This window comes from Flavonifractor sp. (assembly GCF_019422385.1).
GTDB classification, from domain to species: Bacteria; Bacillota; Clostridia; order Oscillospirales; family Oscillospiraceae; genus Flavonifractor; species Flavonifractor avistercoris.
Window position 1 is genome coordinate 25,853 of sequence record NZ_JAHZDL010000013.1, and the last position, 12,365, is coordinate 38,217.

General features: G+C 65.2%; 14 protein-coding genes. 9 read left to right on the forward strand and 5 right to left on the reverse strand.

Annotated features, from left to right (window positions below; genetic code table 11):
* Nucleotides 1–38: 38 nt before the first annotated feature.
* The 5 genes from jag to rpmH form a co-directional block, all read right to left on the reverse strand.
* Nucleotides 39–842: an RNA-binding cell elongation regulator Jag/EloR gene (gene jag / locus QZ378_RS03310; protein ID WP_291257293.1), complete on the reverse strand. Its 804-nt coding sequence runs from the start codon at nt 840–842 to the stop codon at nt 39–41.
* Between the two features lie 34 nt (nt 843–876).
* Nucleotides 877–2,310 carry a YidC/Oxa1 family membrane protein insertase gene (locus QZ378_RS03315; RefSeq protein ID WP_291257294.1) on the reverse strand — a complete coding sequence of 478 codons (1,434 nt, stop codon included), beginning with the start codon at nt 2,308–2,310 and terminating at the stop codon, nt 877–879.
* Between the two features lie 38 nt (nt 2,311–2,348).
* On the reverse strand, nt 2,349–2,567 hold the full coding sequence (yidD, locus tag QZ378_RS03320; RefSeq protein WP_191379259.1) for a membrane protein insertion efficiency factor YidD: 219 nt from the start codon (nt 2,565–2,567) through the stop codon (nt 2,349–2,351).
* Complete coding sequence (rnpA, locus tag QZ378_RS03325) at nt 2,568–2,915, reverse strand: ribonuclease P protein component (RefSeq protein WP_087239735.1); 348 nt, start codon at nt 2,913–2,915, stop codon at nt 2,568–2,570.
* Nucleotides 2,916–3,008: 93 nt separating this feature from the next.
* Nucleotides 3,009–3,143 carry a 50S ribosomal protein L34 gene (rpmH, locus tag QZ378_RS03330; protein WP_006570963.1) on the reverse strand — a complete coding sequence of 45 codons (135 nt, stop codon included), beginning with the start codon at nt 3,141–3,143 and terminating at the stop codon, nt 3,009–3,011.
* A gap of 515 nt (nt 3,144–3,658) precedes the next feature.
* Here rpmH and dnaA point away from each other — a divergent pair.
* The 9 genes from dnaA to QZ378_RS03375 form a co-directional block, all read left to right on the forward strand.
* Nucleotides 3,659–4,981, forward strand: coding sequence for a chromosomal replication initiator protein DnaA (dnaA, locus tag QZ378_RS03335; protein ID WP_191379260.1), 1,323 nt, complete (start codon nt 3,659–3,661; stop codon nt 4,979–4,981).
* A 246-nt stretch (nt 4,982–5,227) separates the two neighbouring features.
* Nucleotides 5,228–6,340, forward strand: a complete 1,113-nt coding sequence (gene dnaN / locus QZ378_RS03340; protein WP_291257295.1) for a DNA polymerase III subunit beta — start codon at nt 5,228–5,230, stop codon at nt 6,338–6,340.
* A 1-nt stretch (nt 6,341) separates the two neighbouring features.
* Nucleotides 6,342–6,758 (forward strand): thioesterase family protein, encoded by a 417-nt coding sequence (locus QZ378_RS03345; RefSeq protein WP_291257296.1) that lies wholly within the window; start codon nt 6,342–6,344, stop codon nt 6,756–6,758.
* Between the two features lie 59 nt (nt 6,759–6,817).
* The gene (locus tag QZ378_RS03350) at nt 6,818–7,030 is read left to right on the forward strand and encodes an RNA-binding S4 domain-containing protein (protein ID WP_087239727.1); all 213 of its coding nucleotides are present in this window, start codon (nt 6,818–6,820) and stop codon (nt 7,028–7,030) included.
* Nucleotides 7,027–8,133 carry a DNA replication/repair protein RecF gene (gene recF, locus QZ378_RS03355; protein ID WP_291257297.1) on the forward strand — a complete coding sequence of 369 codons (1,107 nt, stop codon included), beginning with the start codon at nt 7,027–7,029 and terminating at the stop codon, nt 8,131–8,133. Before QZ378_RS03350 ends, recF begins: the two co-directional genes overlap by 4 nt.
* A gap of 521 nt (nt 8,134–8,654) precedes the next feature.
* Complete coding sequence (locus QZ378_RS03360) at nt 8,655–8,963, forward strand: Tat pathway signal protein (protein ID WP_191379265.1); 309 nt, start codon at nt 8,655–8,657, stop codon at nt 8,961–8,963.
* Nucleotides 8,963–9,226 (forward strand): extracellular matrix regulator RemB, encoded by a 264-nt coding sequence (gene remB, locus QZ378_RS03365; RefSeq protein ID WP_087239721.1) that lies wholly within the window; start codon nt 8,963–8,965, stop codon nt 9,224–9,226. Before QZ378_RS03360 ends, remB begins: the two co-directional genes overlap by 1 nt.
* Nucleotides 9,227–9,323: 97 nt before the next feature.
* Complete coding sequence (gyrB, locus tag QZ378_RS03370; protein WP_291257298.1) at nt 9,324–11,267, forward strand: DNA topoisomerase (ATP-hydrolyzing) subunit B; 1,944 nt, start codon at nt 9,324–9,326, stop codon at nt 11,265–11,267.
* A 133-nt stretch (nt 11,268–11,400) separates the two neighbouring features.
* The coding region (locus tag QZ378_RS03375) for a DNA gyrase subunit A (RefSeq protein WP_291257299.1) at nt 11,401–12,365 on the forward strand (965 nt) is incomplete at its 3' end.

Here is a 12,365-nt window from a genome sequence, read left to right on the forward strand (position 1 = left end):
GAAAAAGGGCGCCCGGCCGGGCGCCCTTTTCATACTGCTTATCGGTGCTCCCCGCGGCTGTAGGCCACCACGGTACGGCGGTTGGGCTCGGTGCCGATGGAGTAGGTGGTCACGTCCGGGGTCTCCTGGAGGGCGGTGTGGATCACGTGCCGCTCATAGGCGTTCATGGGCTCCAGGGTCACGTTGCGGCGGTACTTCACCGCCTTGGCGGCGGTCTTTTTGGCCAGGCGCACCAGGGACTCCTCCCGCTTGGCGCGGTAGCCCTCGGCGTCCACATGGATGCGCACCCGCCTGGACTGGCCGTGGTTGACCGCGTAGCCGGTGAGCTGCTGGATGGCGTCCAGGGTCTCGCCCCGGCGGCCGATCAGGCTGCCCAGCTCCTGGCCCACCAGCTCCACCTGGTAGGTGCCGTTCTCATCCACCTTCACCACCGGGCGGGCGTCGGCGCCCATGTGCTCCAGCAGGCCGGTGAGGAAGGCGTCGATCTTGGCGGCCTTCTCGTCGTCCGCGGCCGGGGCCGCGGCGGCGGGCTCGGCGGGGCGCTCCGGGGCAGGCTTCTTCTCCGGCGCGGGCTTCTTCTCCGGGGCGGGGCGGCGCTCCGCCTGGGGGGCGGGCCGGGGCTCCTCCCGCACCGGCTCCGGCGCGGGGGCCTCCTCCGGCTCGTCGGGGGCCTCGTAGGTCACCTTTACCTTGGCCGGGCAGCTGCCGATGCCCAGGAAGCCGGACTTGGCCCGCTCCAGCACCTCCACCGACACGTCGTCCCTGTCCAGGCCCAGCTTCTGGAGGGCGGCCTCAATGGCGGCGTCCTCCGTCTTGCCGGTGCTCTCGATCCATTTCAGCATAAATGGCATCTCTCCTTATGAAAGCGGCCAGCCGTCACTTGCCGGACTCGCCGTCGGTTTTGGTGTCGTCGCCGCCCTCCGCCGGCGTGCTCTCCTCCGCCTGGGGGGCGGGGGCCTCGCCGGGCTGGGCGTCGGGCTGGCTGTCCGTCTCGGGGGCGGGGATCTCACCGGTGAGGATGGTCTCCTCAATGGCCTCGTCGGTGCGGAGCTCCCGCAGCTCCTCCTCCACCTCGTGAGCCTCCCGCTTCAGCTCCCGGGAGTCGGCCCGGGGCGGGAAGATGGGCTCCTCGCCGGGGTAGGGGGTGGGGCCGTCCTCGCTGTAGCGGTAGGGGTCGTAGGCCCGGCCGCGGGCGTACTGGCGCATGCCCACCCGGCTGTTCTCCTTGACGGAGCCGGGGATCTTGTCGTCGTCCTCGTCCTTCTTCTCAGCCTTTTTCTTCTTGCCCTTGTTGAGCTTGGCCTCCTCGATGCGGCGGGCGCGCTCCTCGGCCTTGCGGCGGCGCTCCTCCTTCTCCTCTTCCTTTTCCAGGCGCTCGCGCTCGGCCTGGGCGGCGGCGGCCTTCTCATAGTCCTTCTTCAGCAGCCGGCCGCAGATGAACTCCTGCAGCATGGACAGCAGGTTGTTGGCAATCCAGTACACGCACAGGGCGGCGGGCATGGTGAAGCCGATCCACAGGGAGATGAGGGGGGAGACGATCATCATGGTCCGCATGCTGGCGTTGTTGTTGGCCTGCTGGGCCTGCTTGTTGATGGCATTGGTCTTCATGGAGATGAGGGAGAAGACCACGCTGGAGCCGGCGGAGATGACGGGCAGCAGGAACAGGCCGAAGCCGCCCTCCATGGTCCAGAACTGGAGCTTGGGGATCTGGGACAGGTCGATGAGACCCAGGAAATCAAAGTTGATGGAGAAGATGTTCTGCCCGGCCGCGCCGGCGGCGGTGGCGGCGGACTGCACGGCGGACAGGTTGTCCGGCGTGATCAGGGAGGACAGGTACAGCTGGTTGTAGGCGGTGTTGGCAAAGGTGTCCGCCGCCTCGCGGATCCAGCCGTTGTCCACGGCCACACTGCCCCAGTTGACGGTCTGGGCGATGGCGTTGAGGGCGTTGGCGTCGTTGATGCCCATCATGTAGTGGATGGGCTCCCGGATGATGGGGTAGAGCACCATCAGGATGATCAGGGGAATGAAAGACCACAGGCAGCCGCCCATGGGGTTGACCTTCTCCTTCTCGTAGAGCTTCTGCACCTCCAGATTGTACCGCTCCCGGTTGTTGCCGTACTGCTTCTGCAGCTTCTGCATCTGTCCGGAGAGCATGTTCATCTGGATCATGCTGCGCTTGCCCTTGAGAGAGAGGGGGAACAGCACCACCTTGACCACCACGGCGAAAAGGATCAGGGCCAGGCCGTAGCTGTTGAACCAGCTGTTAAACCACTCCAGCAGCCAGACAAAAGGGGATAGGATAATATCCATTTGCGCGCCTCCAAGTTACTTTACTACTTCTTGGTTCCTCACGGAACCGGGTCGTACTCGATGGATTTCTGCCGGTGAAACGGGTGGCATTTCAGCAGGCGGCGCAGGGCCAGAAGCCCCCCCTTCCACGCGCCGTATTTCTCCACCGCCTCCAGGGCGTAGGCCGAGCAGGTGGGGATAAAGCGGCAGCAGGGGGGACGGGCCGGGGAGATGTATTTGCGGTAGCCCCTGATGAGGGCCAGAAGCAGGCGCTTCACTTACGCTCCCTCTTTTCGCAGCAGGCCCAGCCTGTCCGCCAGGGAGAGCAGGCTGCGCTCGATCTCCCGGTAGCGGCTGTGCCCCGCCTTCACCCGGGCCACCACCACCAGGTCGTAGCCGGGGAGGAACTGGTGCTCGTGGAGACGATAGGCCTCCCTGATGCGGCGGCGGGTGCGGTTGCGCACCACCGCCTTGCCCAGCTTCACCCCCACGGTGAGGCCCAGACGGCTGTAGCCCAGGTTGTTCCTGCGGCAGTACAGGGCCAGGCACGGGTTCACCGCGCTCTTGCCCCTGCCGTACAGGCGGCGGAATACGTGATTGAGTTTCAGCGAAACCGTGTGCTCCACGTCTCCCGCCCCCTTTTTCTGCGTATGCTTCGCAGGGGCGGTGGGAAAAGCTCCCCCGCCCCTCTGAAATGCCCTATTCCGTTTCTCTGACCATCAGTGGGTCAGACGGGCGCGGCCCTTCGCGCGGCGGCGAGCCAGAACCTTGCGGCCGTTGGCAGTGCGCATCCGCTTGCGGAACCCGTGCTCCTTGGAGCGCTGACGCTTCTTGGGCTGATAGGTACGAACCATTTCGGTACACCTCCTGTCCTGTAATCCGGCGGCAGAGCCGCCCACCACAACAGCCTTGCGGCTGCGGTCGTCAAAGAAAACTGCTTTACACCATGGATGCCCATACGATGCAGATGATATTATAGCCTATTCCAAAATGCCCTGTCAACTCCCTTTTTGCAATCTTTTTTCCCGTTTGGGCCGGCCTTCCCCGGGGAATACCAGATCTTGTGGACAGGTCAGGCAGGCCCGCCCCGCGCGGGGGCCCCGCCAGACGGGCGAGCACAGGCCGCCCCTACGGACGGCGCGCCGAGTCGTCGCGCCCCACGGATAGCGGCGGCTGGGCGGGCATCCGGGAACCCCTCATCCGCCCCGGTGTGCGCACTGGGGAAGGCAGGCGGCGCGTCAGGGATGCCGCGCCCCACAATATCCCCAGCCAAAAAGAGTTTCTTTTTTATAATAGTATCTGTTGCGCGGAGGCGGAATTTTTGGTATAATGAAGTGCTGTGATATTTTTCAAAAGAGGTGGTCTTTTCGTGAATTTCCCGGCCGACATCTGGGCCAAGGTGCTCTCTCTGATGGAGACGGAGGGGGACATGACCGCCACCACCATCAACACCTGGTTTGACGACGCCGTGCCGGTGGCTCTGGAGGCCAACCGGTTTATTCTCCACACCCCCACCAACTTCAAGCGGGACATCATCGTGTCCCGCTACCTGCCCGCCATCCAGAAGGCGCTGCACGAGCTGTTCTCCGCCGACTTTGAGGTGGTGGTGCTGGGGGAGGGGGAGCTGGAGGACTTCGGCGAGAAGAAGACCGACGAGCTGTTCCTCCCCGGCACGGAGGAGTACACCTTTGAGCGGTTCGTGGTGGGCTCGTCCAACAAGTTCGCCCACGCGGCGGCCCTGGCGGTGGCGGAGCATCCGGCCCAGACCTACAACCCCCTGTTCATCTACGGCGAGTCCGGCCTGGGCAAGACCCACCTGCTCTACGCCATCGCCCACAAGATCCACCAGAACCATCCGGAGTACCGCATCGTCTACATCAAGGGCGACTCCTTCACCAACGAGCTCATCCAGGCCATCCGGGAGGGGCGCAATCCGGAGTTCCGGGAGAAGTACCGCTCCGCCGACGTGTTCCTGATGGACGACGTGCAGTTCATCGCCGGCCGTGAGTCCACCCAGGAGGAGATGTTCCACACCTTCAACACCCTGTACGAGGCGGGCCGGCAGATCGTCTTCACCGCCGACCGCCCCCCCAAGGAGATGCTGCGGCTGGACGACCGGCTGCGCACCCGGTTTGAGTGGGGCCTGCCCGTGGACATCCAGCCCCCGGACTACGAGACCCGGGTTGCCATCATCAAGAACAAGGCCATCCGCCGGGGCATGAACCTGCCCGACCCGGTGCTCCAGTATATCGCGGAGAACATCACCTCCAACGTGCGGCAGATCGAGGGCACCGTCAACAAGATCCTGGCCTTCCAGGAGCTGATGGGGGAGAGCGTGGACGTGGACACCGTCACCCGGGCGGTGCGGGACATGTTCAAGGACAAGGCCGACTTCCTCCCCTCGCCGGAGATCATCATCGACGAGGTGGGCAAGTTCTACGGCATCGACCCCGACGCCATCCGGGGGCAGGGCCGCACCAAGGACACCGCCCTGGCCCGGCAGATCGCCATGTACCAGATCCGGCGCATGACCAACCTGTCCCTGAAGGAGATCGGCAAGGAGTTTGACAACCGAGATCACACCACCGTCATGCACTCCATCGACCGCATCGAGAAGCTGACCAAGCAGTCCCCCGAGGTGGCCGAGGTCATCAAGGACATCAACGCCAACATCAACGCCCGGTATGAATAACCGCTGTCCACATTTCCACGGCTTTTTGTGGGAATGTGGACAACCCTGTGTGGACAAACAGGCCGCCGCTGTCCCCCGTGTGGAAAGCGGCGGGACGCCTCCACATACCCTGTGGACGGGCAAAGCCCTGCCGCCCAGCATATTCCGGGCTTTTTCCACAAAAAATTTCCCTACGGTCTACTATTACGATCTGATCCCCCTCCTCTCCCGGGAGATCGCCATCCTATGAACGGAGGTCACCCTTCCATGAAATTCTCCTGTGAAAAGGCTCTGCTGCAGGCCGCCATCTCCACCACCTCCAGGGCCGTGTCTCCAAAGAGCTCCATTCCCGCCCTGGAGGGCATCCTGCTGGAGGCAGGCAATGAACTGCGCCTCACCGGCTACAACCTGGAGACCGGCATCCGCACCGTGGTGCCCGCCGACATCCAGGAAGAGGGCACCCTGGTGCTGGGCGCCCGCCTGTTCGGCGACATCATCCGCAAGCTGCCCGACGACATCGTCACCTTCCGCGCCGACCACTATATGGTCAACATCACCTGCGGCATGAGCGAGTTCAACATCCTGGGCACCGACCCGGAGGAGTTCCCCGAGCTGCCCACCGTGGAGTACCAGAACACCATCACCCTGTCCCAGGCCAAGCTGCGCGCCATGATCGGCCAGACCCTGTTCGCTGTCAGCGACAACGAGAGCCGCCCCATCCACACCGGCTCCCTGTTTGAGGCGGACGACAAGGGGCTCACCATCGTGTCGGTGGACGGCTACCGCCTGGCCCTGCGGCACGAGGCCATCGACAAAAAGGAGGGGGCGGAGTCCTTCTCCTTCGTGGTGCCCGGCGCCGCCCTGTCCGAGGTAGAGAAGATCTGCTCCGACGTGGATGAGCCCGCCCAGATCATCCAGGGCGCCCGCCACGTCATGTTCAAGGTTGGCTCCACCATGCTGGTGTCCCGCCGGCTGGAGGGGGAGTTCCTGGCCTACCGCCAGGCCATCCCCCGCAACAACACCATCCACGTGGTGGGGGATACCCGGGCCCTGCTCTCCTCCATCGACCGGGTGAGCCTGATCATCAGCGACAAGCTGAAAAGCCCCCTGCGCTGCACCTTTGACCACAACCTGCTGAAGATCTCCACCAAGACCGCCATCGGCGACGCCTACGACGAGTGCCCCCTGGAGGGGGACGGCGGCGGGCTGGAGATCGGCTTCAACAACAAGTACCTGATGGACGCCCTCAAGGCCGCCCCGGCGGACAGGGTGCGGCTGGAGCTGACCACCGGCGTGTCCCCCTGCGTCATCCTGCCCACCGAGGGGGAGGAGAACTTCCTCTACATGGTGCTGCCCGTGCGGCTGAAGGCGGGGGAATAACATGGAGATCAAACCCTACCTCCGCCGGCCCCACTTCTATGAGACCGACGGCATGAACATCGTCTGGCACGGCAACTATATTGCCTGGATGGAGGAGGCCCGCACCGACTTCATGGATCAGATCGGCTTCCCCTATGCCAGGGCCGTGGACGCGGGCATCGACTTCGCCCTCACCGACGTGTCCTGCAAGTACCGCTCCATGACCCGCTTCGGGGAGGAGGTGGCCATCACCCTGACCATCAACCACCTGTCCCCCGCCAAGCTGGAGCTGGGCTACCGCATGGTGGAGACCACCACCGGAGAGCTGAAGGCGGAGGGCACCTCCGGCCACTTCTTCTACGACCGGGCCAAGGGCCGCCCCGTGGCCCTGAAGCGGGCCCTGCCGGAGGTGTATGGGATTCTTCAGTCCCTGCTGTAGCAAGCCAAATTGTCCATGATCCATTTTCAATTATCAATTTTTTCAAAAAGGTTGTCGTTATGGAGACGCGAGAGGTTCACATTCACACGGATTTTATTAAGTTAGAGGGGCTCTTGAAGTTTGAGGGCCTCACCTCCACCGGCGGGGAGGCCAAGGAGCGCATCCAGGCCGGGGAGGTGGCCGTCAACGGGGAGGTCTGCACCCAGCGGGGGCGCAAGCTCCGGCCCGGCGACCGGGTGTCGCTGGACGGGGTGGAGCTCACGCTGGTATGATCGTCCGCGCCCTCACCCTGGACTTTTTCCGCAACTACCTCCATCTGGAGGCCCGGTTTGCCCCGGGGGTCAACGTGATCTGCGGGGAGAACGCCCAGGGCAAGACCAACCTGCTGGAGGCCATCGCCTACCTGTCCACCGCCTCCTCCCACCGGGCCCGGTACGACAAGGAGCTCATCCAGTTTGGGGTGGAGCACGCCTTCGTCAAGGGGGAGGTGTCCGCCCGGGGGCGGGACTTCACCCTGGAGGCCCGGCTGGGCCGGGGGGTGCGGCGGCAGCTCTTCTCCAACGGGGTGCGGCTCAAGTCCGCCGGGGAGCTGTCCGGGGTGCTCAACACCGTGCTCTTCTGCCCGGAGGATCTGTACCTCATCCGGGAGGGGGCGGCCACCCGCCGGCGGTTCCTGGACACCTGCATCTGCCAGCTGCGGCCCAAGTATGCCGAGGCCCTGGCGGAGTACCGGCGGCTCTATGAGCACAAGACCCGCATACTCCGGGACTGGGAGGAGCACCCCTCCCTGCTGGACACCCTGGACGAGTTCAACCTGCGCATGGCCCAGACCGGCGCCCTGCTCATCCACTACCGGGCCCACTTCGTCAAGCGCCTGCGGGAGGTGACGCCCCCCATCCACCGGGACTTCTCCGGCGGGCGGGAGCGGCTGGATCTCCGGTATGAGACGGTGTCCACCGTCACCGATCCGGAGGGGAGCCCCAGGCAGATCCTCGCCCAGCTGCTCTCCCACCAGGAGAGCCACCGCAAGGCCGAGCTGGAGGCCCGGCAGTGCCTGTCCGGCCCCCACAAGGACGATCTCACCGTGGAGCTGGACGGGGTGAGCGCCAAGGCCTTCGCCTCCCAGGGCCAGACCCGCACCGCCGCCTTGTCCCTCAAGCTGGCCAGCCGGGAGATCTTTTTCCACGAGACCGGGGAGTGGCCCGTCCTCCTGCTGGACGACGTGCTCTCCGAGCTGGATCAGCGGCGGCAGGAGTTTGTCCTCCGGCGCATCACCGGCGGGCAGGTGTTCATCACCTGCTGTGAGGACGTGGGGCTGGACCGCCTGGGGGAGGGGAAGACCTTCCGCATCCGGGACGGACAGCTGGTTTCCTGATTGGTGCGGGATACACGTTGGTTTTGCGGAGGCCGCAGCCTCCCGGCAGACGCCTGCGCGGCGGGCGACCACAGGTCGCCCCTACGGATAACTACCATACCCGCCAAAGTTTTTCGGATGCATGGCACCGACGGCGGCCCGGCGGGCCAGGCCGGTACAGCGCAGCAGCTTTCAGGGCTTGCGGGGTAATCCCGATGCGTGCTGACCGGGGCGCGGCAGCGCCTGTGACGTAACTGCCAATAGGACGGGCGGCAATGCCTGCCCGGTCTTTACCCTGTCCGTACAGCCCACCGCCGCCATGGGCTCCGGGTCCAGGGCCCGCAGGCCCTGGTGGTTTTCCCGCCGCTTTTGACATCAAAAGCGGCGCCCCGGCCGGGCAGGCCCGTCCCCCGGGGGCACCCGGTAACGGATACGGGCGGATGATATCCGCCCCTACGAGTCTGGCAATTGACATACCGCGCCGGGAGATCCGTCCCAGATTGGTGAGAACTCAACCACCCGAGCAAAAAAAGGAGAACCCTATGCCCATCTACATTGCCATTTTCTGCGTCCTGCCGCTGCTGGCGGGGCTGATCCCGGAGTATCTGGTGTGCCGCTTCACCAGGCGGAAGTGGTGGAAGGTGCTGCCGCCGCTGGCGGTGGCGGCCATCACGGCGCTGGTGACGGCGGGGCGGCTGAGCGTGTGGGAGTCTGATGTCTCCCCGGTGACCCAGCTGCTGTTTGTCCCCGGCGTGCCGGCGGCCTTTGCGCTGCTGGGCACCCTGCTGGGCTGGCGGCTGTGGAAGCGGCTGTGGAGCCCCCGGGTGGTCAAGGACAGGAGGGGAGGCTGATGTACCTGCACCTGGGCCAGGGGGTGGTGGTGCCCTACCGGGACGTGCTGGGGGTGTTTGATCTGGACAACACCAGCTCCTCCCGCGTCACCCGCGCCTTTCTGGAGGGGGCGGAGCGGGCCGGCCGGGTGGTGAACGCCAGCGGCGACCTGCCCAAGTCCTTTGTCCTGTGCCGCCACCGGGGGGGAGAGGAGCGGATCTACCTGTCCCAGCTCTCCCCGGCCACCCTGCTGCGGCGGGCGGAGAGCAACAGCTTTGAATAAGTGAGAACAGATTCGGGCCGCCAAAGGCGGCTCCCGCGGGCCCTTCGCGGGGGCGGCCCTTGGCTGCCCGGCCATATTCCCAATTGGAGGTTTTTCCATGGCAGAGACATTTGAGCACAACCCCACCCAGGTGGAGCACGAGTACGGCGGCTCCGAGATTCAGGTGCTGGAGGGCCTGGAGGCCGTCCGCAAGCGCCCGGGCATGTATATCGGCTCCACGTCGGAGAGCGGCCTGCACCACCTGGTGTATGAGATTGTGGACAACTCCATCGACGAGGCCCTGGCGGGCTACTGCGACGAGATCACCGTCACCATCGGCGACGGGGACGTGATCACCGTGGTGGACAACGGCCGCGGCATCCCCGTGGACATCCAGCCCCAGACCGGCCTGCCCGCCCTGGAGGTGGTGTTCACCATCCTCCACGCCGGCGGCAAGTTCGGCGGCGGCGGGTACAAGGTGTCCGGCGGCCTCCACGGCGTGGGCGCCAGCGTGGTCAACGCCCTCTCCGAGTGGCTGACGGTGCGGGTGCACAAGGACGGGAAGATCTATGAGATGAAGTTCTCCCGGGGCAAGGTGACCCAGCCCATGCAGGTGGTGGGGGACACCGACCGCCACGGCACCGAGGTCACCTTCAAGCCCGACCCCGAGATGTTCGAGGTCACCGAGTACAGCTACGACACCATCCACACCCGCATGCGGGAGGAGGCCTTCCTCAACGCCGGCCTGCGCATCCACACCATCGACGCCCGCCCCGGCCGGGAGCAGGAGGACACCATGCACTACGCCGGCGGCATCCGGGAGTTCGTGTCCTTTATCAACCGCTCCAAGGATCCCATCCACCCGGACGTGATCTACATGTCCGGCCAGAAGGAGGACTCCATGGCGGAGGTGGCCTTCCAGTACAACGACGGCTACAACGAGACCATCGTGTCCTTCGCCAACAACGTCCACACCCCCGAGGGCGGCATGCACGAGGAGGGCTTCAAGCGGGCCCTGACCACTGTGCTCAATGCCTATGGCAGGAAGATGAAGCTCCTCAAGGACGATGAGAAGGTGTCCGGCGAGGACTGCCGGGAGGGCATCGCCTGCGTCATCTCCGTCAAGCTCACTGAGGCCCAGTTCGAGGGCCAGACCAAGGCCAAGCTGGGCAACAGTGAAATCCGCACCCTGGTGAATAACATCGTCACCGAGAAGCTCTCCGAGTACCTGGAGGAGAACCCGGCAGTGGGCAAGGCCATCCTGGAGAAGGCCCTCATGGCAAACCGGGCCCGGGAGGCCGCCAGAAAGGCCCGGGAGTCGGTGCGCCGCAAGACCGCCCTGGGCGGCGCCGCCATGCCCGACAAGCTGCGGGACTGCAACGAGGTCAACCCGGAGCTCACCGAGCTGTATATCGTCGAGGGCGACTCCGCCGGCGGCTCCGCCACCCAGGGCCGGGACAGCCGCTTCCAGGCCATCCTCCCCCTGTGGGGCAAAATGCTCAACGTGGAGAAGGCCCGGGCCGACAAGGTCTACGGCAACGACAAGCTGCAGCCTGTGATCACCGCCCTGGGCGCCGGCATCGGGGACGAGTTTGATCTGAACAAGCTGCGCTACCACAAGGTGATCATCATGGCCGATGCCGATGTGGACGGCTCCCACATCCGCACCCTGCTGCTCACCTTCTTCTTCCGCTTCATGCGGCCCCTGATCGAGCACGGCTACGTCTACGCCGCCGTGCCCCCCCTGTTCAAGCTGAGCCGGGGCAAGACCACCCGCCTGGCCTTCTCCGAGGAGGAGCGGGACGCCATCTCCGCCGAGCTGCGGGGGGACAACCCCAACGCCAAGGTGGACATCTCCCGCTTCAAGGGCCTGGGCGAGATGAACCCCCACGAGCTGTGGGAGACCACCATGGACCCGGAGCGGCGCACCCTCAAGCGCATCGAGCTGGACGACGCCGTGGCCGCCGACGAGACCTTCACCATCCTCATGGGCGAGAAGGTGGAGCCCCGCAAGGAGTTCATCGAGAAAAACGCAAAGTACGCGGTGAACCTGGACTATTAAGGAGCGGGAAAATGCGGGCCGGCATTCTGAAACCCGTAGGGGCCGACCTGCGTGTCGGCCCGTCCCGGAAATCCGGGCGCACACACAGGTGCGCCCCTACCATGAAAACGCCTCTGAAGGAGGATAACCATACATGAGTAAAAAACCGCAGTACGACCCGGAGGAGATCCGCTTCCCCGACCAGAAGATCGAGACCTCCTACCTGGTGCACGAGATGGAGCAGTCCTATATCGAGTACGCCATGAGCGTCATCGTGGGCCGCGCCCTGCCCGACGTGCGGGACGGCCTGAAGCCCGTCCACCGGCGGATCCTCTACGCCCTGTATGAGGACAACCTGACCGCCGACAAGCCCTTCAAGAAGTCGGCCACCTGCGTGGGCGACGTGCTGGGCCGCTACCACCCCCACGGAGACCAGTCCGTGTACGACGCCCTGGTGCGCCTGGCCCAGGACTTCTCCATGCGCTACCCCCTGGTGGACGGCCACGGCAACTTCGGCTCCATCGACGGCGATCCCCCGGCCGCCTACCGTTACACCGAGGCCCGCATGGCCAAGATCGCCGACGAGATGCTCCGCGACATCGAGAAGGACACGGTGGACTGGGATCCCAACTTCGACGAGAGCCGGAAGGAGCCCCGGGTGCTCCCCAGCCGGTTTCCAAACCTGCTGGTCAACGGCTCCAGCGGCATCGCCGTGGGCATGGCTACCAACATTCCCCCCCACAACCTGCGGGAGGTGGTGGACGCGGCCATCTGCGTGCTGGACAACCCGGAGGCGGAGCTGTCCGATCTGATGGAGCACGTGAAGGGCCCCGACTTCCCCACAAAGGGCATCATCATGGGCCGCTCCGGCATCCGGGCGGCCTACGCCACCGGCCGGGGGCGCATCTGCGTCCGGGCCCGCACCGAGTTTGAGGAGTTCGGCAACAACCGCACCCGCATCATCGTCACCGAGATCCCCTACCAGGTCAACAAGCGCATGCTCATCAAGAACATGGCCGACCAGGTGGAGGACAAGCGGCTGGAGGGCATCTCCGACATCCGGGACGAGTCCGACCGCAACGGCATGCGGGTGGTCATCGAGCTCAAGCGGGACGCCAA

What these genes read in the sequence shown, in the direction of transcription:
- jag (WP_291257293.1), bottom strand. Translation starts at nt 842, where the DNA reads ATGCTGAAATGGATCGAGAGCACCGGCAAGACGGAGGACGCCGCCATT.
- recF (WP_291257297.1), top strand. Translation starts at nt 7,027, where the DNA reads ATGATCGTCCGCGCCCTCACCCTGGACTTTTTCCGCAACTACCTCCAT.
- QZ378_RS03315 (WP_291257294.1), bottom strand. Translation starts at nt 2,310, where the DNA reads ATGGATATTATCCTATCCCCTTTTGTCTGGCTGCTGGAGTGGTTTAAC.
- rpmH (WP_006570963.1), bottom strand. Translation starts at nt 3,143, where the DNA reads ATGGTTCGTACCTATCAGCCCAAGAAGCGTCAGCGCTCCAAGGAGCAC.
- QZ378_RS03350 (WP_087239727.1), top strand. Translation starts at nt 6,818, where the DNA reads ATGGAGACGCGAGAGGTTCACATTCACACGGATTTTATTAAGTTAGAG.
- gyrB (WP_291257298.1), top strand. Translation starts at nt 9,324, where the DNA reads ATGGCAGAGACATTTGAGCACAACCCCACCCAGGTGGAGCACGAGTAC.
- QZ378_RS03360 (WP_191379265.1), top strand. Translation starts at nt 8,655, where the DNA reads ATGCCCATCTACATTGCCATTTTCTGCGTCCTGCCGCTGCTGGCGGGG.
- dnaN (WP_291257295.1), top strand. Translation starts at nt 5,228, where the DNA reads ATGAAATTCTCCTGTGAAAAGGCTCTGCTGCAGGCCGCCATCTCCACC.
- QZ378_RS03345 (WP_291257296.1), top strand. Translation starts at nt 6,342, where the DNA reads ATGGAGATCAAACCCTACCTCCGCCGGCCCCACTTCTATGAGACCGAC.
- remB (WP_087239721.1), top strand. Translation starts at nt 8,963, where the DNA reads ATGTACCTGCACCTGGGCCAGGGGGTGGTGGTGCCCTACCGGGACGTG.